The following is a 24,147-nucleotide window of genomic DNA, read 5'->3' on the forward strand; positions in this document are numbered from 1 at the left end:
AAATACTTAATTATCAAATGTTAATCTTAAAAATTTGAAACCATAGAAAGTAGGATTTTACGTTTAATTATCCGGCAGAAATTGTATTTTTATCAGTTATTAACAATCGACTGTAATTTTGGAAGCAAAAAACATTATTTTCAATAAGCTTGAAAGCTTTATTAAGAAGTACTATACTAATGAGTTAATTAAAGGAAGTATCTTTTTTATAGGGTTGGGATTGCTGTATTTTATATTCACTTTACTTGTGGAATATTTTTTATGGTTGTCTACCAGTTGGCGAACTATGCTTTTCTGGATGTTTATAGCTGTCGAAATATTTTTGCTATTTCGCTTCATACTCTTTCCAGTTTTCAAATTATTCAAATTACAAAAGGGTATAGATTACAATGAGGCATCTTCAATTATAGGGAATCATTTTTCTGAGGTAAGTGATAAGCTTACTAATTTTCTTCAGTTATCAAAATCATCGCATGAATCTGAATTGTTATTGGCTTCCATAGAACAGAAAGCAAAAAATTTACAGCCTGTACCTTTTGCTAATGCCGTTAATTTTAAAAAGAATTTAAAATACCTGCCTTATGCAGCCATACCCATTTTATTAATTTTAGTATTTACACTTAGCGGAAATTCTTCCATATTTACACAAAGTTTTGATAGGGTAGTGCATTATGACAAGCATTATACGCCGCCTGCACCATTTGAATTTGTTATTGTAAACAATTCACTTACAGCTCAACAGGGAAAAGATTTTACTTTAAAGGTTAAAACCGTTGGTAATATTATACCTGAAAACACTATGATCACTATTGGTGATGAAAATTACTATTTAGAAAATACTTCAACTGGAGTTTTTGAATATACATTTGAAAAACCACTTAAAGATATTTATTTTCAGTTAGTTGCTAATAATGTTACTTCTCAGGAGTATCAACTGGCTGTTGTAGCTGTGCCAACGATATCAAATTTCGAAATGCAGCTTAATTTCCCGTCTTACCTCCATAAAAAACCGGAAGTTATTCGTGGAACAGGGAATGCTGTGGTACCGGAAGGGACTAAAGTAACCTGGAAAGTAAATGCTTTGGCAACAAATAAAATTGAATGGGTAGGTAAGGATGAGAATTTACTTTTTAATAATACTGACAATGTTTTCTCATTAAGCAAAAGTATACTGTGTAACATAGATTATCAGATACTAACTTCGAATGATAAGGTTCAGCATCATGAAAAGTTGCAGTATGCAATTACTACTATCAAAGATCAGTACCCAACTATTGAAGTAGGTACAGCTCCCGATAGTTTGAATTTAAAGAATGAAGTTATACTGGGTCAGGTTTCTGATGATTACGGATTAACCAAATTGCAGGTTGTATATTATGCGCAGGGTAATCCTGACAATGCTAAGAAAATGGTATTACCGGTTAAGAAGGAAACCTTTGACCGATTTTTCTATACATTCCCACAAGGGCTTGATGTTAAGCAGGGGGTTAGTTATGAATACTATTTTGAAGTATTTGATAACGATGCCATCCATAATTACAAGAGCAGTAAGTCTTCAGTTTTTTCTCACAGAGAATTAACTGATGATGAAAAACAAAATAAGGCTTTACAGGAGCAGAACAGCAACATAAACAGTCTTGAAAAATCAATTAAAAATCAGGATAAACAGCTTAGTGATCTTGATAAGCTCCAAAAAATGAATAAGGAAAAATCTGCTTTAGAATATAAAGACCTTAAAAAGGTTGAAGATTTTATAAACAGACAGAAAATGCTTGAAGAACAAATGAAGGAATTTTCTAAGAAGCTTAATGATAACCTTGAGGAATTCAACCCTGAAAAGAAGGATGAAAACAAGGAAGAACTTATGAAGCGTTTGGAAAAACAGGAGAAGGAGGCTGAGAAAAATGAAAAACTATTATCAGAACTTGAAAAGCTTACCGAGAAAATGGAGAAGGAAGAATTGTTTGATAAAATGGAAAAATTCAAACAGAAATCCAAAAGCCAAACTAAGAGTTTAGAACAGTTGGTTGAGCTTACTAAGCGTTATTATGTAGAAAAGAAAGCCGAACAAATTGCTGATGAACTTCAAAAACTTGGTGAAAAACAAGAGCAGCTATCAGAAGATAAAGAGAATTCTGCCGAGAAACAGGAAGAAATAAACAAGGAATTTGATAAGCTTCAGGAAGAAATGCGTGAGCTTGAAAAGGCAAACGATGATCTTAAAAAGCCTATGGATATTCCTACTGATAAAAATGAAGAAGAGAATATAGAGGAAGATATGCAAAAGGCAACAGATGAGTTACAGCAGGACAATAAGCAGGGAGCTTCACCAAAACAAAAATCGGCAGGTGAGAAAATGAAACAAATGGGCGGGCAAATGATGCAGTCCATGATGAGTGGTAGTATGGATATGTTAGAGGAGGATGTAAAAATGTTACGTCAGATTCTGGATAACCTTTTAGCTTATTCTTTTTCTCAGGAAGATGTAATGAATCAGTTTAAAAATACAAGTTCTGGTTCACCAAGCTTTAGTAAATACCTTATCAAACAACAGGACTTAAAGCAACAGTTCCGTCATGTTGACGATAGCCTTTTTGCTATGTCTTTACGTAACCCAAAAATTACCGAGGATATTACCGAAGAGGTTGGAAATGTTCATTACTACGTTGACAAAGCATTAAATGATCTTGCTGAAAATATAATTTCACGCGGTGTTTCTAACCAGCAATATGCTATTACATCTGCTAATAAACTGGCCGATTTTTTAAGTGATCTTTTAAACAATATGCAAATGCAGATGCAGGGTTCTGGTATGGGTCAGTCTAAGCCAGGCAAAGGTCAGGGGCAGGGAGGCATGCAACTTAAGGATATTATCCAGAAACAGAATGGACTTTCTGAACAGATGAAGAAAGGAATGCAAAAAGGGCAGAACGAAGGGGATAAACCCGGGGATAGTAAAAGTGGTAAGAAACCCGGTGAAACAGGAGAGGGTGGAACCAGCGGTGAAGGTGAAGCAGGAGATCTTTTAGAAATTTATAAAGAACAACAACAACTGCGTGAAGCATTAGAAAAGGCTCTAGAAAAAGAAGGTATGGGTGGTAACGGCCAACGAGCTTTACAACAAATGAAAGATATAGAAAAGCAGCTTTTAAATAAAGGCTTCAAGAATGAAACCCTTAATAAAATGCTTAATCTTAAGTACGAACTTTTAAAACTTGATAAGGCTATACAACAGCAGGGTGAAGAGAATAAACGTCAGTCGCAAACTAATACAAAGGACTACAAAAACAGTTCAACCAATATACCTGATGAGCTTAAAGAATATTTAAACAGTATAGAGATTTTAAACAGACAAAGTCTACCTTTGCGCCCAAATTATAACCAAAGGGTACAAACCTATTTTAAAAACAATGATTAGTTTTAATTACGAGACCGATTTTAAATTGGAAAATGAAGCCCTGTATGAGGAGTGGGTTTCTAAAATTATAGATTCTGAAGATAAAACAGAAGGGGAGATCAACTATATTTTTTGTGATGATGAATACCTTTTGCAAAAGAATATAGAGTTCCTAAATCATGATACTTTAACTGATATTATCAGTTTTGATTACACTATGGGTAACCTGATAAGCGGTGATATTTTTATTTCTGTAGAAAGGGTAAAAGATAATGCAGCCGATTTTAATACTGAATTTATTGAAGAATTAAAACGTGTTATGGCTCATGGTATACTTCACTACTGCGGTTATAAAGATAAAACCGAAGAAGATTCTGCTTTAATGCGGTCTAAAGAAAACGAAAAAATTAATCTTTTTAATTAATTATAAATTGTAATTTCACCTTACATGTACAAAATTTTACCAGCTTTATTATTAAGCTCATCTCTTTTTTCTCAAAGTTTAACTGTTGATCAGTCTTTTTCCCAAAACTCATATATGAGTGAAGGTTCAAAAGTATTGACTATTACTGAACTTTCTAATCACAATTTTTTTATTGGAGGAGATTTTCATTCTTACAATAATACTGAAAGTAACTTTATGGCAGTATTAAATAACGATGGTTCTTCGTTTGAAGATTTCTCATGTTCATCATGTTTAAATCGTTCTGTTACTGCATCAGTTGCTTATGGTAATAATGTTCTTATAGGAGGATCATTTTTTTCTTTTAATAATACTGATAGCAGGTTTTTAGTTTTAATAGATCAATATGGTCAACTTGTTGAATCTTTCAGTAGTTCCTCTATTTTTGACAGCAGTGTTATAGATGCAAAAATTAATAAAATTGAGGTACATAATGATATGATTTATGTTTGTGGTGCTTTTTTTAATTCATCAGCCTCTAATACTTTTTATCCTTTTTTTCGCTTGTTGCCTAATGGTAATCTTGATTCTTCATTTACTTTAGACCCATCATTATCATTAAAGGAAATTTTTTCTTTTACTGTTCAGCCTGACGGGAAAATAATTTTGTTAACTAAAGGCGATGGTATTGTTAGAATAAATGAAGACGGAAGTTTAGATAATAGTTTTTCTAATACACCTTTTTATATACAACAACCTCATTCTGTTTCTTTACAGGATGACGGTAAGATTTTAGTTGGCGGTCGTTTTGTTGCTCTTGATCAATCATTACATATTCTTTTAAGATTAAACAGTGATGGTTCTTCTGATGAAAGCTTTGATCTTGTCAATATGCCTTATCAGGAAATTACTCCATTGGTTACTTCAATAATTAAAGTTGGTAATAGACATATTATTGCAGGTAGATTTACTTCTTATAATGGCTATGATGACTTTATTTGTTTAGATGATAATGGTTTTATAATTGATGATTTTAATATTAATGGAGTGAATTCACATCCTTATTTTATTGATGAAGCGGTAATAAATTCTGTTTTATTAACTCATGATAATATGATAATGATGGGAGGAGATTACGGTAAAGTAGGGGAGTATCTTTCTCGTAGTATTTCCAGGCTTGATTCGTCTGAGCTAAATATATCAGAATTTGAACTTAATAAGAAGTTACACATATATACTCAACACGAAACGACTTATTTTAATTCAGCTAACCACAGTATATCTAGTATAGAATTTTATGATATTTCAGGCAGACTAATAGATAGTGCTATTGTTAATTCTGACACTTATAGCTGTATATTACCAAATAATAGTCTAATTTTGTACCGCATTTTTTTAAATGATGGTGCTATAGTTACAGGTAAAGTGATTCGTTAATGTTTCACGTGGAACAGTAAATCAAGCATTTTTTATATTTCGTGTTCCACGTGGAACACGAAGATTTTTTAGAGTAAAATATATAACGTTCCACGTGGAACGTTAGAGCGAGAGGAAAATTTTTTAGCGTTCCACGTGGAACAAGATAGGAGAAATTAAAATGTTTCAAGAAGTATATGATGTAATTGTAGTAGGTGCAGGCCATGCCGGAAGTGAGGCTGCCGCTGCCGCTGCTAATATGGGTTCAAAAACGCTTTTGGTTACCATGAGTTTGCAAAACATTGCACAAATGTCGTGCAACCCTGCTATGGGTGGTATTGCCAAAGGTCAAATTGTACGCGAGATTGATGCGTTGGGTGGGTACTCTGGGATTGTGTCTGATAAGACGGCAATCCAGTTTAAAATGCTCAACAAATCAAAAGGACCTGCTATGTGGAGTCCAAGGGTGCAAAGTGACCGTATGCGTTTTGCTGAAGAGTGGAGATTGATGTTGGAACAAACTCCTAATTTGGATTTCTATCAGGAAATGGTTTCCGGTTTGCTTATCGAGAATGGTAAAGTAGCGGGTATAAAAACATCTCTTGGTATTGAAATCAAATCAAAGTCGGTAGTATTGACAAACGGAACTTTTCTGAATGGTCTAATCCATATTGGAGAAAAGCAATTTGGAGGAGGTAGAGCAGGAGAGGGTGCTTCATATGGAATTACCGAAGATTTAGTTAAGGCAGGTTTTGAAGCCGGACGTATGAAAACAGGTACGCCACCACGTGTTGATGGCCGTTCTCTTGACTACAGTAAAATGATAGAACAACCGGGTGATGAAAACCCTGATAAATTTTCATATTTGGATATAACTAAGCCGCTGGTTCATCAACGTTCGTGTCATATGACCTATACGTCAGAATTAGTTCATGATGTACTTCGTGAAGGTTTTGACCGTTCACCAATGTTTAACGGTAGAATTAAAAGTTTAGGTCCGCGATACTGCCCGTCTATTGAAGATAAAATTAACCGATTTGCAGATAAAGATCGTCATCAGCTTTTTGTTGAACCAGAAGGGTGGAACACGGTAGAGGTTTATGTTAACGGATTCTCTACTTCGTTACCGGAAGATGTTCAGTTCAAAGCATTACGTTCGGTAGCCGGTTTTGAGAATGTAAAATTCTTCCGTCCTGGTTATGCTATAGAATACGATTATTTTCCGCCTACGCAGTTAAAGCATACGCTTGAAACTAAGTTGGTAGAAAATTTATATTTTGCCGGACAAATTAACGGTACTACCGGATATGAGGAAGCCGCATCACAAGGATTGATGGCTGGTATAAATGCTCACCTTAAAATACACGATAAAGATCCGTTTATATTAAAACGTAATGAAGCTTACATTGGGGTACTTATTGATGACTTAATTACTAAGGGCACAGAAGAACCATACAGGATGTTTACCTCTCGTGCTGAGTACAGAACATTACTTCGTCAGGATAATGCCGATTTCAGGTTAACGCCTCTTTCCTACGAAATTGGTTTGGCTAAAGAAGACCGACTTAAAAGAATGGAAAGTAAAAGAGAGCAATCTCACGCTTTTGTAAACTTCTTTAAAGAAACAAGCGTTAAGCCGGAAGAAGCTAACCCGATACTTGAGGAAAAAGGTTCTTCTTTAATGAGCCAGCCGGATAAAATGTTTAAAGTGTTTTCAAGACCACAAATTGAGCTTGATGATATTTTAAAATTCGAAAAAGTTAAGGAATATATCAGCGAACATAATTTAGATAAAGAAGTTGTTGAGCAGGCTGAAATTCAGGTTAAGTATTCGGGTTATATTGAAAAAGAAAAAAATAATGCTGATAAGCTTAATCGTTTAGAGGATGTAAAAATTCCTCAAAATTTCGATTATGATAAAATTAAATCACTTTCTTACGAAGGTAGAGAAAAAATGAAAAAAATTAGACCCGTAACCATTTCTCAGGCTTCCCGCATTAGTGGAGTTTCTCCAAGTGATGTTTCGGTGCTTTTAATTCATATGGGAAGATAATATGAATAAACTAATAATGTTTCACGTGGAACGTAATATAAAAACCCTTTTTCAAAGAGGGTTTTTTCTGTTTTTGCTGGTTGGGATTATGCAATCGTGTATTTCTCAAAGACAGGCTGTAGATGTTTCGGATTATATTTTAGTAGAGAACGGAAAACAGATTTACGGTAAAGAGGAGGGGCTTACAGCTTTTATTTTTCAAAATAATCCAAAACAAATCACCTTTGCACAATTTTTAGGCAATAAGTACAACTTAATGAAGTTTACTGAGATTGAATATTGGGTTACTTTAGAAGGAATGAAGTTTAAGGTGTTTTTTTATGAAAACGACGAACTGAACAAATATTTTGACACGACTGATTTTGTGGCTTCAAATGCAGTACCTGATTCTGCCGTTGTAGGGTCGAAAGTGAAATTTCTGGCAATTTCTGTTGTAAATGAATATAATGAAGATTGCCTGTCCGATTCTTCATTATTCAAAAACATAGTGATCAATTATCTAGAAGAGTTAAAGGACGAATACAATACTTTATAATGAATTTTTCAGAAAACAACGTTTATATTACCGTAAAGGATCATTCGGTTTCGGGAGAAGAGTTTCAGTTATTACTGGATGCTGATTTACAATTATTAAAAACCCATCCGCAACCCGCACCCGAAAATTTAGGAAGCTATTACGAAAGTGATGATTATATTTCGCACACTGATGGTAAACGTTCACTTTTTGAAAAATTATATCATGTTGTAAAACAAAAGGCCCTTAGAGATAAATTATCTATCATAAAAAAATACCATCCTGAAAAAGGTACACTTCTGGACATTGGTGCCGGAACTGGAGATTTCCTGGTAACTGCAAAAAATGACGGTTGGGATAGTTTTGGTATAGAACCAAGCGAAAAAGCTAAAAAAATTGCAGTTTCAAAAGGAATTTCATTCAAAAATGATATAAAAGAACTTGAAAATAGCTCTTTTGATGTGGTCACTATGTGGCATGTTTTAGAACATGTTCCTGATATTCAGCAACATATATCTGAATTAAAACGAATTTTAAAGCCAAATGGACTCATAATCATAGCAGTTCCTAATTATAATAGTTATGATGCTAAGTATTATGGGAAATTTTGGGCAGCTTATGACGTGCCGAGACACCTTTGGCATTTTTCTAAAGACTCCATTAAAAAGCTTTTTTCAAAACAAGAGATGGATTTAATAAAAATCCTGCCAATGAAATTTGACAGTTTTTATGTGAGCCTGCTTTCTGAAAAATACAAAACCGGAAAAATGAATTTTGTGAAAGGCTTTTTAACGGGACTGCGTTCAAATATGAAAGCAAGTGGAAATATGGAGTACTCTTCGCTTATTTATATCATAAAACACAGTAAAAATTAAATAAAGCCTTATTGTTAAACGTTTGTTAGCTGTAATAAGGAAACACCTTCATGTTTTTTAAAATGCGCTTAAAAGCGATTTATTTAAGCTGATTTTGATTTATAACGTTTATAGAATAACTTTGTTTTCATAAAATTTATTTATGGCTAGTTTTTTACCATAAATTTTAATAAAAACTTGTTTTTGCATCTTTGATGCGAATTATTACTTTTACCGAAATTTTTTTAAAAATCGAAAAACGCAAATGAAAAAATCTTTATTGATACTTGGTCTTGCCGTTACACTTTTTTCATGTAACAAAAATGAAGGTGGTGCAACCGAATTCAAAACGGCTTATGTTAACACGCAAAAGTTAATGGACGATTCTGAAGCTTTAAAGGATCTTAACTCAAGAAGCAACGTTAAGGGTGAAGAACTTAAAAGAGAACTTAACGATGAGTACCAAAAGTTAAAACTTGATTATGCAAAAGCTCAGGATGAGGCACCAAGAAGAGGGGCACAGTGGGTTCAGGCTAAAGCTCAGGAGTTCCAGGAAAGAGAGCAGAAACTTTCTATGATGCAGGATGGTATGATGAGACAACTTCAGGAAGAATTTGCTCCGCAAAGGGACAGTATTGTTGAAGAGATGCGATCGTATATCAAAGATTACGGTAAGAAAAACGGTTACGACTATATTTATGGTACCGGTGATGCTGCCAATGTACTTTATGCTAAAGACAGCTATGAGATTACAGAGGAAATCCTTAAAGCAGTAAATGCTAAATTTAAAGGAGAGAATCCTGATGCTGTAAAAACAGAAGATAAAGCTACTGAAGAAAAAGCAGAAACTACTGAAAAAGAAGAAGCTGCAAAATAATTTCAGTATTATAATATTAAATTAAGCTCCCTTTTGGGAGCTTTTTTGTTGCCATAAATTTTTTATACTTAATTTCGGGATTCTAATAATTATACGCCACATGCAAAGTTTATCTACAGCTGCCGAATATACCTTACGCTTTATAAATCAAACAAATAGATCTATTTTTCTTACCGGTAAAGCAGGTACGGGAAAGACTACTTTGCTTAAGGAAATTATTCGTACCACACATAAAAATGTGGTTGTGGTGGCGCCTACGGGTATTGCTGCACTAAATGCTGGTGGTGTAACCATACACTCCATGTTCCAGTTACCTTTTGCAGGTTTTATTCCGGATAATGTAACACCACAGGTTACAGATACTGTCCGTTTTGAAAATAAGGACAGCCTGCGCAGGCACTTTAAAATGCGAGGGGATAAACAGGCAGTTATCAAAAACATGGAACTGCTTGTTATTGACGAGGTGAGTATGCTGCGTGCCGATTTGCTTGATGCTATGGATTTTATGTTACGTAATGTGCGTCATAAGGATATTCCGTTTGGAGGTGTTCAGGTATTGTTTATTGGCGATCTATTACAACTACCTCCGGTGGTGAAAAATGAAGAATGGGAAGTGTTGAGCCAGTATTACAGGGGTAAGTATTTCTTTCATTCTCAGGTTGTTAGTAGTAATCCGCCTTTATATATAGAGCTTTCCAAGATATACAGACAAACTGATGATGCCTTTATATCTATACTTAATAACCTGAGAAACAATGTAATAACACCAAACGATGTGTCGGTTTTAAACAACTATGCCCAACCAGATTTTGATTTAAAAAAGAATCCCGGGTTTATTACGCTAACCACCCATAATGCAAAAGCTGATAATATAAATGCCAAAGCACTGGATGAACTGGATGAAAAGGAATTTGTTTTCCATCCGGAAATTGTGGGGGATTTTCCAGAGAAAATTTATCCGGTAGAGGAGGAGCTTAAATTGAAAAAAGGAGCTCAGGTAATGTTTATTAAAAACGACCTTTCCCCCGAAAAGAATTATTTCAATGGTAAAATAGGTTTAATCAAATCAGTATCAGATGAAGAGATACTCGTGCATTTCCCGGAAGAGGATCTTACCATTGAAGCCGACAGGTACGAATGGAAAAACGTAAAATACCACGTAAACGAAAATACCAAAGAAATAGAGGAAGAGGTTCTAGGCACATTTGTACACTATCCGCTTAAACTGGCTTGGGCCATAACGGTTCATAAAAGCCAAGGATTAACCTTTGATAAAGCTGCGATCGATGTATCGGGCGTTTTCCTGCCGGGACAGGCCTATGTAGCGCTTTCGCGTTTGCGTTCGTTAAACGGGCTTATTTTGCTTTCTCCACTGCAAATGAATGGCCTTACTAACGACATGGATGTGATGGGCTATGCCTCATCTAAAGTTAAGGAAGAGCAAATGGAAGTGTTTTTGCAAAAGGACACTCTTCGCTTTATATTCAATTACCTGAAAAACAGCTTTGACTGGGACGAACTTACCGATGTTTGGCAACGACATAAACTGACTTACCTGCAGGAAGGGCCAAGATCACTAAAATCTAAGCACAGGGAGTGGGTTAATCTGTCTGAAGATAAGATAAAGAAAATGCATACCCCGGGGCATAAGTTTATTAGTCAGCTGGCTAAATTGTTTTCCGTGGAACAACCTGATATGAAGTTTGTTGAGGAAAGGGTAGAAGCGGCATACAATTATTTCTTTCCGGTTATGGACAGTTTGGTAACAGGTTTACTTCAAAAAATGGAAGAGATAAAAAGACTGAGGAAAGCTAAAGGTTTTTATGAGGAGCTATCTGAACTGGAGGAACTGCAAACCTATACGGTAATCAGGCTGATGAAAGCCAAAAGGCTAATGCTAGCCGTGCTTAATGAGGAAGAAATTATAAAAGAAAATCTGATTACGCCCGAAATACACTCGTACCGAATTAAGAAACTGGAAGCCATACGTAAAAACCTTAAGGATAATCCGGTTACCTTATTGCAGGAGGAAACCGAGGAATATGATAATTATCCGGCGAAAAAAAAGCAGCCTAAAAAATCTACCCTTGAGGAGACTTTTGATTTATGGAAGGAAAAGATGAGTATTGAAGATATTGCCAGAGTGAGGAAACTTACTGAAACTACGGTACTCAGCCACATTGCCGGACTGGTTCAGCGCGGAAAAATCCAGATTGAGGAAGTACTTGCAGAAGATAAGATTGCCGAACTGGCCAAAGCTTTTGAAGATTTTGACGGTGAATCACTTACCAACCTTAAAGAAAAACATGGCGAAGCCTTTACCTGGGGTGAGCTTCGATTGTACAGGGCCAGCCTTAATGATGAAGAATAAAAAAGACTTTCTCAAAAGCAATTATAAAATAGCATATTGTTATTTTGATGACAGGAAAAATCTCTAAACATTAACTGTTTGAGATTCTTCATTTCACTACTTTACATTCAGAATAACACTTTTGAGAAAGCCTGATAATATTTTGTATTGGTTATTAATATAACCAGTTTAATAACATTACTGTAGGTATAAAATAGATAACAATAGTCCTTGCGCCGTCATAATCTTTGGCAAGACGCTGACCTAATAGCAGTAAAAGCAGCGTAGCGCTCGAAACTATTGCGGCATAACCGGCAAATTCGGTATTGTCGTTCATAAAAATCTGAATGATTCCAATAACCGAAAAAGCACCTGCAACAATCTCAAGTATAAGAACTAAAAGTAAAGCGGCCGGAACCTGGTTTTTAATTATAGTTTGTGAAAAATGACCTTTAAGCCATTCTACATTTCCTTTCCAGTCGGCAACTTTATCGTAGCCCGATTGGATAAAAGTTATGGCTAAAAAAATCAGGATAATAATGATAGCTGGTGTCATAATCTTACTTTTTATGAATTAATCGCGTTAGTTTTATGGAAAGGTCGGTTAATATAATTTTTGCATTACCGTTTCTTTCGATGTGGTAAAGAGCGTCCGACAGTTCTTTAAAAATATCATTAATGTTATTTCCGTTTACAAACGGAGCAAAATTTTCAAGTTTAAATTTATCGACAGTAGGTTCCATAAAAACCAGTTCTTTTGCCTGATAGTTAAGCAATAATGCCTGACGGAACATATCGATACAAAAATGAATAAACTGTTTTTGTGCCTCACGGCCAATACCCGCAATCTGTTCGCTCCATGCAATAAGGTCCTGTATGGCAGCGGCGTTTCCTTTTGCTCTAAAGGCGGCGCGCACCCACTGTACAAACCACTCTTCAAAAGGGAAACCGTTATTGTCTTTGTTTAAAATCTGTAACGCCTTATTAAAATTTCCCTGTGCCTGGTGGGCAATTTTCAGAGCTTCATTGTTGTCAAGCCCTTTTTGGGAAATCAGGGCATCGGCAATAGCCTGCTCACTCAACCCGCCAAAATGTAATACCTGACAGCGTGAAAGTATAGTTTGCAGTATATCGTCGTCACTTTCGGCAATCAGCAGGAATATGGTTTTTTGTGGCGGTTCTTCCAGTAGTTTCAGCAGTTTGTTAGCTGTAGCTACATTCATCCTGTCGGCCATCCAAATAATCATCACTTTATAACCTCCTTCGTAAGCCTTTAGCGAAAGTGATTTTACAATCTCATGAGCTTCATCTACCCCTATCTGTCCCTGTTTGTTCTGAATGTCGATTTTCTTGTACCAGTCAAACAACCCGCCATAAGGATTTTCGGCAATGAACTCCCTCCAGTACTTTAAAAAGTTGGCACTAACAGGATGGCTTTTCACTTCGCTGTTGGTAGCAACCGGAAAAACGAAATGTAAATCGGGGTGAGAAAAATTCTGGAACTTCAGGTTACAGACGGAGTTACCGCTGTTGTTTTCACTATTAGTATTGGAGCATAAAATATACTGTGCATAGGCAATTGCCATAGCCAACTTACCTGATCCTTCGGGACCTACAAAAAGCTGTGCGTGCGGAATCCTGCCGGAATCGGCACTTTTTGTCAAATGGCTTTTAATATGTTCCTGGCCTAATATCTCTGAAAAAAGCATAGGGCAAATATAGAAGAATTTATGGGATGTATACCATAACAAACTATTACGTTTTAGTAGTTAATCCCCTAACTGTAAAGCAATGAGCTATATATGTTAAATAATAAGGAGCCTCTTATTTTATTATAATTTTTTTAACGGAAAAAACTATATTTGCCTTTAATCAAATTTAAACAACTTAAAATACAGTATGAAGACCCTTAATGATTTTGACTTTGAAGGCAGGAAAGCAGTTATAAGAGTAGACTTTAACGTACCTCTTGATGAGAATTTTAACGTAACTGATGATACAAGGATTGTAGCTGCGAAGCCCACAATAGATAAAATCTTAAAAGACGGGGGAAGTGCCATTTTAATGTCACACCTTGGAAGGCCAAAAGGGAAAGAAGAGAAATATTCCCTTAAGCATATTGTTGCCAAAGTATCTCAAGTACTTGGTGTTAATGTGAAATTTGTTGAAGATTGTGTGGGTGCAGATGTAGAAGCTGCCGCTGCGGCTTTACAGCCTGGTGAAGTACTGCTTTTAGAGAATCTGCGTTTTTACAGTGAAGAGGAAGCAGGAGACGAAGGTTTTGCAAAACAACTTGCCAATTTAGGCGATATTTATGTTAACGATGCCTTTGGTACGGCACACCGTGCACATGCATCTACAACTATAATTGCAAAGTTTTTCCCTGAAAATAAGTGTTTTGGCTTACTTCTTGCTAAAGAAATAGAAAGTCTTAATAAAGTGCTAAATGATAGCAAAAAACCGGTAACGGCTGTTTTAGGCGGATCTAAGGTTTCTTCTAAAATTACAGTTATCGAAAACATACTGGATAAAGTAGACCATATGATAATTGGAGGAGGGATGACATTTACTTTTATCAAAGCTCAGGGCGGTAAAATAGGTAATTCTATTTGTGAGGACGATAAACTTGACCTTGCCCTTGATATTCTTGCCAAGGCAAAAGAGAAAAATGTACAGGTACATATTCCTGTTGATGTTATTGCTGCCGACGGGTTTAAGAATGATGCAAACACTCAGGTTACAGATGTAACTGAGATACCTGATGGCTGGCAGGGACTTGATGCCGGACCAAAATCACTTGAAAATTTCAAAAAAGTAATATTAGAATCCAAAACCATTTTATGGAATGGCCCACTGGGTGTTTTCGAAATGGAAAACTTTGCTAAAGGTACAATTGCATTAGGTAATTATATTGCCGAAGCTACAGAAAAAGGTGCGTTTTCACTTGTTGGTGGAGGTGATTCTGTTGCGGCAGTTAAGCAGTTTGGGCTTGAGCCTAAAATGAGCTATGTATCTACAGGTGGCGGTGCCATGTTAGAGATGCTTGAAGGTAAAACCCTTCCGGGTATTGCGGCTATTTTAGAATAGCACTGTTAAAATTTATACGAATATTACAAAATTAAAGTTATAGCATGAGTTGTTATTTTTATAACAATTTGTAATATAACGGTTTAACAAGTAAATTATGAGTAAAAGAACATTGTCTCTGCTGTTAGCAGCATTATCAATCGGGGCTTTTGCACAGGAAAGTGCAGAGGCCGATGTACAACTGAAGCCGGTAACCAAAATGTCGTTTTTGGATTCTATCAAATCAGGATTTGTGCGTCATGACGAGTTGAGATGCATTGACAGCCTATGGATGAAGGAGTTAACAAACACTGATTTGTTTGATGACATGCAGGAAGATATTGAGATGGTGAATCCTGATGAAGATGTGGCTTTTGAGTTACCTACAGAGCTGTTACAACAAAGGCTTAAGGAGCTTGATGCCAAGTCGCCGTTTAATATTGAATACAGCAAAGGGCTGGAAAACATTATTAAATCGTACTTAAAAAACAGGCCAAAAAGCTTTTCGCGACTTATGGCCATTTCACAGTACTATTTCCCTATGTTTGAAGAGCACCTGGCAAAATATGATGTTCCTATCGAGATTAAGTACCTGGCTGTAATTGAGTCGGCACTTAATCCGAGGGCAAAATCAAGGGTAGGAGCTACCGGGCTATGGCAGTTTATGTATCCTACTGGTAAGCAGTACAACCTTGAAGTAAACTCATATGTTGATGAGCGTTGTGATCCCTTAAAGGCTACCGAGGCGGCTTGCCAGTATCTTTCAAGCCTGTACAATATATTTGGCGACTGGGATTTGGTACTCGCTTCTTATAATGCCGGACCGGGTAATGTAACCAAAGCTATACGCCGCTCTAACGGACAAAAAAATTACTGGAATATTCGTAAAAACCTGCCAAGGGAAACTCAGGGTTATGTACCGGCTTTCCTTGCTACCATGTACATTTATGAATATGGTAAAGAGCATGGTATTACCTCAAACGAAGCTCCGGTAACTTATTTTGAAACCGATACCATTATGGTAAAGCGTAAAATGACGTTCAAACAGGTGGCCGATTTACTGGATGTACCTGTAGAGGAACTGGAATTCCTTAACCCGATATACAAACTGGATGTTATCCCTTATGTTGCGGATGAGCCACATTATTTAAGGCTTCCTAAAGACAAAATTGGGTTATTCACTTCTAACGAAAAGGCAATTTATGCTTATGTAGATTATGAAGACCTGAAAAGAGAAAGACCTTATTTTATTGATGAACAGGATAAGGAAGCATTAGCCAGCATAGGTAAAACTACCAAGGTTAGCACAAAATACCACACTGTTCGCAGAGGAGACGTACTTGGAACCATAGCAAACAAATATGGTGTTTCGGTATCCGATCTTAAAAAATGGAACAGGGTAAAAGGTAATACCATTTATGCCGGGCAAAAACTTAAAATACACAAAACAATAATTGTTAACCTGCCTAAGGAAGAAACTGCTGTAGCTGCAAAAACGGCCAAGCCTAAAAAGGTGGAGGCTAAACCGGAGGTTAAAAAGGCAGAAGAGACCGAAGTGGCAGCAACTGAAGTTGACGAGGAAGTAATGGTTGCCAATGCTGAGGAAAAAGTAGAAGAGGCTCTTAAAGCACCTGTAACTAAAGTAGCAGTTAAGGAGACTAAAAAACCTAAAACAGCTTATGAAGAAGCCCGTTTATACATAGTTCAAAAAGGGGATTCGCTTTTCAGTATCGCAAAAAAACACCCTGGTGTTACAGTAGAGAACCTAAAAGACTGGAATAAGCTTAGCGGTGAACACATTAAGCCGGGAATGAAGCTTAAGGTAAGCAGTATAAATTAAAAGCATTTCATGTCGGGAATAAAACAAATACTGAATTTTGTTTTTATCCTGTGTATTATTAGCTGTAATAGCGATAGTAGCAGTGATGGCAGCAGTTCTTCAGGAGATATTAATGAAATTTCCATTATCATTGACGATAAACTGTGGAACGGTGATGTGGGCGACAGCCTGCGTAAAAAACTGGCTGCTCCCGTTGAAGGCCTTACACAGGAAGAACCTCTGTTTACCTTAAACCAGTATAACGAAAATATTTTTGACGGAGGCCTTACCAAAGGACGTAATATCATTGTAATTGATAAAGACAGCATAAATTCCTTTAAGTTCAAAACAAACAGGTACTGTTCTCCTCAAAACATATTTACCATAAGAGGCAAAACTGCCGAAGAATTACTTTTCCTCATAGAAATCCATACTGATGAGATTGTCAGGAAAATACGTGAAACCGAAATTGACGAGAATCAAAAGAGGAATGCCAAAACAGGATTGGTAAACCACGGGGTTTTTGAAAAATTCGGGATATGTATTAACGTTCCTACAAGCTATGATTTTGCTATGAACAGGCATGATTTTCTTTGGCTTAAAAAAGATACTCCCGGCGGGAATACCAGTATTTTAATATACAGGGTACCGGCTAGTGCTATTGAACACGACAAAACCATTTTGAATAACATTATTCAAATGAGGGATTCTATAGGCAGAAAATATATTCACGGCCTGGAAAAGAATACCTACATGATTACCGAAGAAGCCTATTCCCCTTACTTTTTTACTACAAGCTACAAAAACAGAATGCTGTTTGAAACACGCGGTAACTGGGAAATGGAAAACGAATTCATGTCGGGGCCGTTTATAAACTATGCCGTTAGGGATAATGCCAAAAATGACTACTTTGTAATCGAAGGGTTTGTATACAGCCCGTCTACTCCTAAAAGGGATTTGATTGTTGAACTGGAGTCTATAATCAGGTCTGCCGAATTTCTATGAAGCCAATATTCAAAATAAAACGATTTAACGAGCTTTCTCTTACTGAGCTATATAAATCCCTGCAATTGCGCAGTGAAGTATTTGTAGTGGAGCAAAACTGCGTTTATCAGGATGTAGACGGTAAGGACACTAAGGCAATTCACGTTTTAGGAATATTTGATGATACTGTTGTTGCTTATGCCCGTTTGTTTGCTCCCGGAGATTATTTTGAAAACGCCTCAATAGGAAGAGTTGTAATAAGCGAAAAATATCGCGACCGTAAATGGGGCCATGATTTGATAAAAGAATCGTTACAGGCTATAAAAACGCATTACAATGCCAAAGAGGTAACTATCTCTGCACAGCTTTACCTAAAGAAGTTTTATCAATCACACGGGTTCATACAACAAGGGGAAGGCTATCTGGAAGACGGCATTCCCCATATTGAAATGAATTTATCTTTTGTTTAGTACTTAAGTCTTTGTGATAAGGAACTCTACACGGCGGTCAAATTCAGATCCTTTACCCAAAGGCTGGGTGTTTCCGTAGCCTTTATAAGACATTCTCCTTGCCGGAATTTTTTTGGATACAAGATATTTGTAAACCGCATAGGCTCGGTTTTTAGACAATTCTCTTTTTTTTGTATCCTTATCTATTGCTTCCCTTTGGAAAGTGGGCGTACAGCAAACATGCCCCTGTATTTCAAATTGCAGGTTTTTGTATTTGTGCAGTATGCGTGCAATTTTATCCAGTTCCTTACGGGTAGACAGCTTTAGCTTACTGCTGCCACGGTCAAAAAGAATATTGCGTAAAATTATCCTGTCACCCACAACCATTTCCGGTTTAAGGGCATCATAAACCCCTGGGTCTAATGGAGGAGGAGGTAATGGTTTGAAGTTTACCAGTACATCAACACGCCTGTTTTTAGAACGTGCTTCCGATACATTGTCGATATCCTCTTCAAGTAATATCCTGCCGCGACCTTCAATAGTTACGATGATCTTATTTTTTATGCCTTTAGAAACAAGTTTCTCTTTAATCGTATTAGCACGGTTGTTAGACAGTTTGTAGTTATATTCGTCTTTACCACGATCGTCACAGTAACCGAAAATCTGAATGCTTTCCACACGGGTAGTATCCAGCGCTGTAATAAAGCTAACTACATCGTTAGCCTGCTTTTCGTCGAGGTTAAACTTATCAAATTCAAAGTAAACGGAATGTACAAGTTCCTCCTGTGAAAATGAGATTTTTGGTAGTAATAGTAAAAGTAAGATGCAGATAAAAGATTTCATTTGTAAATTTTAGTTAGGATCATCAACTCTTGTCAGATGCAAATCCTCAGGCGGGTGAATTACAATAGGGAACTGCTCCACTTTTACCGAGCTGTTGTCCAGCCCGAAAGCACGTCCTTCTGAAAGGCTCACCTTTTTAAGGATAAAGTATATGTCAAGAATAATTCTTTCATACCAAGGCAAATCGTTGTCGTAAGACAGAAACTTCTCGATAATCACAAACTTAAAATCACCAATTACATTGTTACGGTTAAGGGACTCATAACGGCTGGTAATATCTACCTCTCCGTTTTTCACCATGTCTTTTACAACGTTTTTAAACATAAGATTAACCCTTGGTGCCACACGGAAACCAAGATAAAAGTCAACCCTTATCACATCGTCCTTTATTATTTCCCTAACGCGATAGTCCATACGGTAAGGTTCGTCTACCACGTTTACGTGAACAAACCAGTAAATATCGGCGCGTTTAGGGCGTTTCTGTAATATCGAATAAATAATCTTCGATTCAATCTCATCGCTAAACTGAGCATTGGTTAAGTATACCAGGTGGGTTGCATATTTTGGTATAGACTTGTCATTACTCAGGTCAGCCAATACGCTTTTGTAATTATCAATCTTCGTGAATTCTGTGTATTCACTACGTATCTTTTTAGCGGTAAACCAAACTGCCATTATAGTGGAAAGCAGTCCGGCGATTATGAGTGACACGTAACCTCCGTGTGTAAACTTACTGATATTAGCAATAAAAAACGAAATTTCTATTGAAAAATATACCATTACGGTAAATAGTATCAGTATAGGGTTGTAACGTTTCATAACCATATAGTAGCCCAAAAGGGTAGTGGTCATTATCATACAAAGTACAATTGCCAAACCGTAGGCGGCTTCCATATTGCCTGATTCTCTAAAGTGCAGTACCACAAACACACAACCCAAAAACAGTAACCAGTTTACCGATGGTATGTACAGTTGCCCTCTTAGTTCTGTAGGGAATTTAACCGATACTTTAGGCCAGAAGTTAAGGCGCATGGCCTCACTTATAAGCGTAAACGATCCGCTAATCAATGCCTGAGATGCGATAACCGCTGCCGATGTGGCAATGGCGATACCAACGGGTACAAACCAGTCTGGCATTAGTAAATAGAACGGGTTACCCGGGTTGGCATTATTGCTTAATTGTGAAAGGGTTTTACCCGAATGCGATATAAGATAAGCTCCCTGCCCGAAGTAGTTTAAAACCAACATACTTTTTACAAATGCCCAACTTATCCTGATATTGCTGCGTCCGCAGTGCCCCATGTCGCTGTAAAGCGCTTCGGCTCCTGTAGTACACAGGAAAACAAATCCCAATACATAAAAGCCTTCATGATGAATACTTAACAGGTGTATAGCATAGTATGGGTTTAATGCTTTTAATACAGCGATGTTAGACATAAGTGGTATAATACCCAGTATACCCAGCATACCAAACCATATTAGCATCATTGGGCCAAAGAATTTACCAACCAGTTTGGTTCCAAAACGCTGAATGGCAAATAGTATGAAAAGAATACCTATTACGATAGGTACTGTATCGATGTCTGAATTGTAAATACGAAGTCCCTCTATGGCAGAAGAAACCGAGATGGGAGGTGTGATAATACCATCGGCAAGCAGGGCACTACCCCCTATGATGGCAGGGACGATAAGTCCGCGTTTTTTTAATCGTTTTACAAGGGTGTATAGTGAGAAAATACCACCTTCCCCTTTGTTGTCTGCCTGTAGAGTAAGTATAACATATTTTACCGTGGTTTGCAGTGTAAGTGTCCAGAATATACAGGATAGCGCTCCAAGTACTATGTCTTCCTGTATAGGCAATTCGCCCATTATGGCTTTCATTACATACAGGGGTGACGTACCTATATCTCCGTAAATAATACCTAAAGTAACCATTAGTCCGCCTAAGGTTACTTTGTTCAAATGTTTGTGACTACTGCTCACGATAACAATAAATTAAAACGGCAAAGGTATACGTTTTTATAAAAATCAATAAATGTATGTGAGATATTTAACCTAAAAAAAATCCCCATACTATTAAGTATGAGGATTTTCAGACTTTTATTTTGAAAGAATTTTATTATACTCGGCTGAATTATTGAGTAAATCAGTAGCTTTTTTAATCTCCGGATTGCTCGTGGTGTAGTATTTATAAAGACCTTCTTTGTATTGGTATCTTGTTATAATATCGTCTACAATCAGCTTTTTAATCTCTTCCTTGTTCTGGTCAAGTTCCTTTTCTTCACTCTTTTTAAGAGCGGCAAGTAACTGGTTGTATTCGGCGGCAATAGTCTCGTCTACCTTTTCCTTTTTAGCTATTTCAAGAGTAGCCTTAAGCGATCTTTCTGTTTCTGTATCAAAATCAAAATTGGTTGTTTTCAAAAACTGTTTGAACCCATTATAGTCGGCATCACTAAATGTGGGGATTGTAGTTCCAAGATTAGGGTGTTTGTAGTAATAATCAGTCACATAATTAAAAATAGCATCATTACGCTGTAGGGCATCGGCAATAGAGCTTTGTTTACTCTCTTCCATAACCACATCCGGTAATATACCACCACCATCATAAACGGTACGTCCGTTGCGGGTTTTAAAAGCATTATAATCTTTCTGGTCTATTCTTATGGCTTTACCATCGGCATCTTTATGAGTATAATCAAGAGCCTGAATACCACGGCCTGAAGGAGTATAATAACGTGAAATAGTAACCTTAACCTGTGTTCCGTAAGTAAGCTCAAGCGGGCGCTGAACCAAACCTTTACCGAAACTCCTGCTACCTACAACTACAGCACGATCTAAATCCTGAAGTGCTCCCGAAACAATCTCTGAAGCCGAGGCACTTTTACCGTTTACGATAACCACAAGTGGAATCTCGGTATCAATTGGAGCACGCTGCGTTTTGTATACATTATTGTATTTTTCGTTTTTAGACTTTGTGGTTACAATGGTTTCATCTTTTGGCAGGAACAGGTTACAAATGTTTACTGCTTCACCCAATAATCCGCCCGGGTTACCCCTAAGGTCAAGTATGATTTTTGTAGCTCCCTGTTTTTTGAGATCAAGCAAAGCTTCTTTGGTTTCAGATGATGCTTTTGCATTAAACTGAGAAAGTACAATATATCCGGTTGTGGCATCTACCATTGCATAATATGGCACGGCATTAAGGTCTACCTCACTAAGTATCAGCTTTGTGTTTAATGTTTTACCCTGACGCAGGTATTTAATATCTATGCTGGTATTTTTTGTTCCTTTTAAAAGTTCTCCGGCATCTTCTTTAAAGTCTACAAGGTTAACGTCACCAATCTGGATAATTTCATCTCCCGCTTTAAGTCCGGCTTTATCGGCAGGATAATCCTTGTAAGGTTCCTTAATTATGAGCCTCCCATCTTTACGGGTAATAAGCGCACCAATACCGGTATATTCGCCGGTGTTATTTATTTTGAATTTGGCTACATCCTGTTCGTTAAAGTAAACAGTGTAAGGATCTAAATCGGCAAGCATATTTTTTATGGCAATATCCATAAGTTCGCCGGGATTGGTCTCGTCTACATAATTAACGTTAACCGTTTTAAACAGGGTGGTAAATATTTCTATTTGCTTTGCGATTTCAAAGAAATCGTTTTTAAAGCTTGCCCCAACAAACAGAAAAGCTACTGCAACTACCGGGATAACATATTTTCTTTTTAGTTTGGATAGCATGATATTATTGTTTTTTTCTTTTGATTCGTCTTCTGATTAAAATAAACACAATTACGAAAATAAGGATAAAAGGCCAAATTTGGATTAAACCGATAAAGAAACTTGAAAGTGAGTTAAATCCGGATTTAAGCGCATTACCAAGTTTTGCTCCATAAGATACGGTGGCACCCTGTTTTTCGGCAACGGTTTTGTAAAAATAAATGTAAACCGTGCTGTATGAAACCTGATTTTCCAAATACTGTAATCGTGCCTGTTTTGACTCTATTTCCTCACGTATTTCCGAAAGCTCCTTTTCTATTTCCAGCATTTCCGAAACTTTATTGGCTTTTTTAAGTAGTTCCAGATAGCGTGCTTCCAGTGCTTTTTTTGTTTTTATCCGGGATTCGGTATCAATATACTCTTCGGTAACGTCGCGGGATGAAATTTCTTTTCTGTCAAAATACGATACACCTTTACTGATTTCGTCAATAAAATTGTCAAAAGAGCCTGAAGGTACTCTTATGGTAAGGGAACGGCTTACCGTATTATATTCATTTCTTTCTTCATCACTTTGTACCTGTCCATTAAATTTACCAATAGCCTGTTTTATATTGCCGGCAGTAGTTTCAAGGTTTTGTGTTTCAAAACGAAGGGTAGCGGTTTTAATAATTTTCGCTTCAGTTTGTTTTGCCTGTATATAGCCCGACATTTCATCGCTATTATAATTTTCTGGACTTAATGGAGCCGAAGCCATTAGAGCAGGAACCTCTTCTACATCAGATAGTTCATCATAATATGCTTCTTTGACTGTTTCTTTGCATGATAGTAATAGAGCCGCGAAACTAAAAATGGCAAGAAATTTTTTCATAAGTAAAGGTGTTTTTTGTTAAAAACGTAAAAACCTTTACAAATATTACAAAATGTTAAAAAACAGGTTATTGTGGTATATTCTGAGCAATGAATTTTTCAAACAGTTGTACCATTTTGGTGTTTATTTCCTCAAGAGATAAACGGTCTTTAGTTTGGTACATCAGCATATAGGCATAAGGTTGCGGCTGATTTTCAAGTAATATTTGTTTGTTATGACGGTAGGTTTCGCGAAGCAGGCGTTTAAAATAGTTTCTGTCTACAGCTTTTTTGAAATGCCTTTTGGAAACCGACACCCCAATTTTTATAGGACCCGGCTCATGTTCGGGAAGGGGTACATAAACCAGACGTAAAGGGTATTTTGAAACCGAACGCCCTTCTGCAAACATCAGGTCTATTGTGTTCCTGCTTTTTAGTTTTTCCTCTTTAGGATATGTAAACTTCCCTTTTTCCATAGTGGGGCAAAGGTACATTTTTTTAAAACAGCTTCAGTTTAACTATAATTAAGAAAATTTTCTTAATATTGTAAAAGAAAAAA

19 protein-coding genes are annotated in these 24,147 nt (G+C 36.6%); 12 read left to right on the forward strand and 7 right to left on the reverse strand.

Annotated elements, in window-relative coordinates:
- Positions 1–118 precede the first annotated feature (118 nt).
- From ABS768_RS09895 to ABS768_RS09930, 8 genes are all read left to right on the forward strand, one after another.
- Positions 119–3,418 carry a hypothetical protein gene (locus tag ABS768_RS09895; RefSeq protein WP_408074804.1) on the forward strand — a complete coding sequence of 1,100 codons (3,300 nt, stop codon included), beginning with the start codon at positions 119–121 and terminating at the stop codon, positions 3,416–3,418.
- Entirely contained in the window at positions 3,411–3,821 is a 411-nt protein-coding gene (gene ybeY, locus ABS768_RS09900) for an rRNA maturation RNase YbeY (protein ID WP_408074805.1), read from the forward strand. Before ABS768_RS09895 ends, ybeY begins: the two co-directional genes overlap by 8 nt.
- A 24-nt stretch (positions 3,822–3,845) precedes the next feature.
- Complete coding sequence (locus ABS768_RS09905) at positions 3,846–5,237, forward strand: delta-60 repeat domain-containing protein (RefSeq protein WP_408074806.1); 1,392 nt, start codon at positions 3,846–3,848, stop codon at positions 5,235–5,237.
- A 160-nt stretch (positions 5,238–5,397) separates the two neighbouring features.
- Entirely contained in the window at positions 5,398–7,269 is a 1,872-nt protein-coding gene (mnmG, locus tag ABS768_RS09910) for a tRNA uridine-5-carboxymethylaminomethyl(34) synthesis enzyme MnmG (RefSeq protein ID WP_408074807.1), read from the forward strand.
- Between the two features lies 1 nt (position 7,270).
- Complete coding sequence (locus tag ABS768_RS09915; RefSeq protein ID WP_408074808.1) at positions 7,271–7,804, forward strand: hypothetical protein; 534 nt, start codon at positions 7,271–7,273, stop codon at positions 7,802–7,804.
- Positions 7,804–8,658 (forward strand): class I SAM-dependent methyltransferase, encoded by an 855-nt coding sequence (locus tag ABS768_RS09920; protein ID WP_408074809.1) that lies wholly within the window; start codon positions 7,804–7,806, stop codon positions 8,656–8,658. The genes ABS768_RS09915 and ABS768_RS09920 overlap by 1 nt, the downstream gene beginning before the upstream one ends.
- Before the next feature lie 244 nt (positions 8,659–8,902).
- The gene (locus ABS768_RS09925) at positions 8,903–9,514 is read left to right on the forward strand and encodes an OmpH family outer membrane protein (protein WP_408074810.1); all 612 of its coding nucleotides are present in this window, start codon (positions 8,903–8,905) and stop codon (positions 9,512–9,514) included.
- A 100-nt stretch (positions 9,515–9,614) separates the two neighbouring features.
- Positions 9,615–11,885, forward strand: coding sequence for a helix-turn-helix domain-containing protein (locus tag ABS768_RS09930; protein WP_408074811.1), 2,271 nt, complete (start codon positions 9,615–9,617; stop codon positions 11,883–11,885).
- 154 nt (positions 11,886–12,039) lie between these two features.
- On the opposite strand, the gene ABS768_RS09935 is transcribed toward ABS768_RS09930, so the two are convergent.
- Both ABS768_RS09935 and ABS768_RS09940 read right to left on the reverse strand, forming a co-directional pair.
- Positions 12,040–12,420 (reverse strand): DoxX family protein, encoded by a 381-nt coding sequence (locus tag ABS768_RS09935; RefSeq protein ID WP_408074812.1) that lies wholly within the window; start codon positions 12,418–12,420, stop codon positions 12,040–12,042.
- Positions 12,421–12,424: 4 nt separating this feature from the next.
- Positions 12,425–13,573: a DNA polymerase III subunit gene (locus ABS768_RS09940; protein ID WP_408074813.1), complete on the reverse strand. Its 1,149-nt coding sequence runs from the start codon at positions 13,571–13,573 to the stop codon at positions 12,425–12,427.
- Between the two features lie 190 nt (positions 13,574–13,763).
- On the opposite strand from ABS768_RS09940, the gene ABS768_RS09945 reads away from it, so the two are divergent.
- The 4 genes from ABS768_RS09945 (at position 13,764) to ABS768_RS09960 (ending at position 18,203) form a co-directional block, all read left to right on the forward strand.
- A complete protein-coding gene (locus ABS768_RS09945; RefSeq protein ID WP_408074814.1) occupies positions 13,764–14,951 on the forward strand; it encodes a phosphoglycerate kinase in 1,188 nt (395 codons plus the stop codon).
- A 97-nt stretch (positions 14,952–15,048) separates the two neighbouring features.
- The gene (locus ABS768_RS09950; protein WP_408074815.1) at positions 15,049–16,770 is read left to right on the forward strand and encodes a LysM peptidoglycan-binding domain-containing protein; all 1,722 of its coding nucleotides are present in this window, start codon (positions 15,049–15,051) and stop codon (positions 16,768–16,770) included.
- 9 nt (positions 16,771–16,779) lie between these two features.
- Positions 16,780–17,754: a DUF4837 family protein gene (locus ABS768_RS09955; protein WP_408074816.1), complete on the forward strand. Its 975-nt coding sequence runs from the start codon at positions 16,780–16,782 to the stop codon at positions 17,752–17,754.
- Positions 17,751–18,203, forward strand: coding sequence for a GNAT family N-acetyltransferase (locus ABS768_RS09960; protein ID WP_408074817.1), 453 nt, complete (start codon positions 17,751–17,753; stop codon positions 18,201–18,203). Before ABS768_RS09955 ends, ABS768_RS09960 begins: the two co-directional genes overlap by 4 nt.
- Positions 18,204–18,206: 3 nt before the next feature.
- Here ABS768_RS09960 and ABS768_RS09965 read toward each other — a convergent pair whose 3' ends face one another.
- From ABS768_RS09965 to rnpA, 5 genes are all read right to left on the reverse strand, one after another.
- A complete protein-coding gene (locus ABS768_RS09965; RefSeq protein ID WP_408074818.1) occupies positions 18,207–19,025 on the reverse strand; it encodes an OmpA family protein in 819 nt (272 codons plus the stop codon).
- A 9-nt stretch (positions 19,026–19,034) separates the two neighbouring features.
- On the reverse strand, positions 19,035–20,960 hold the full coding sequence (locus tag ABS768_RS09970; protein WP_408074853.1) for a KUP/HAK/KT family potassium transporter: 1,926 nt from the start codon (positions 20,958–20,960) through the stop codon (positions 19,035–19,037).
- Positions 20,961–21,125: 165 nt separating this feature from the next.
- The gene (locus ABS768_RS09975; protein WP_408074819.1) at positions 21,126–22,763 is read right to left on the reverse strand and encodes a S41 family peptidase; all 1,638 of its coding nucleotides are present in this window, start codon (positions 22,761–22,763) and stop codon (positions 21,126–21,128) included.
- Positions 22,764–22,767: 4 nt separating this feature from the next.
- On the reverse strand, positions 22,768–23,610 hold the full coding sequence (locus ABS768_RS09980; protein ID WP_408074820.1) for a DUF4349 domain-containing protein: 843 nt from the start codon (positions 23,608–23,610) through the stop codon (positions 22,768–22,770).
- A 67-nt stretch (positions 23,611–23,677) separates the two neighbouring features.
- The gene (rnpA, locus tag ABS768_RS09985) at positions 23,678–24,064 is read right to left on the reverse strand and encodes a ribonuclease P protein component (RefSeq protein ID WP_408074821.1); all 387 of its coding nucleotides are present in this window, start codon (positions 24,062–24,064) and stop codon (positions 23,678–23,680) included.
- Between the last annotated feature and the right edge of the window lie 83 nt (positions 24,065–24,147).

Source organism: Flavobacterium rhizophilum, from assembly GCF_046000485.1.
Taxonomy (GTDB): domain Bacteria; phylum Bacteroidota; class Bacteroidia; order Flavobacteriales; family Flavobacteriaceae; genus Flavobacterium; species Flavobacterium rhizophilum.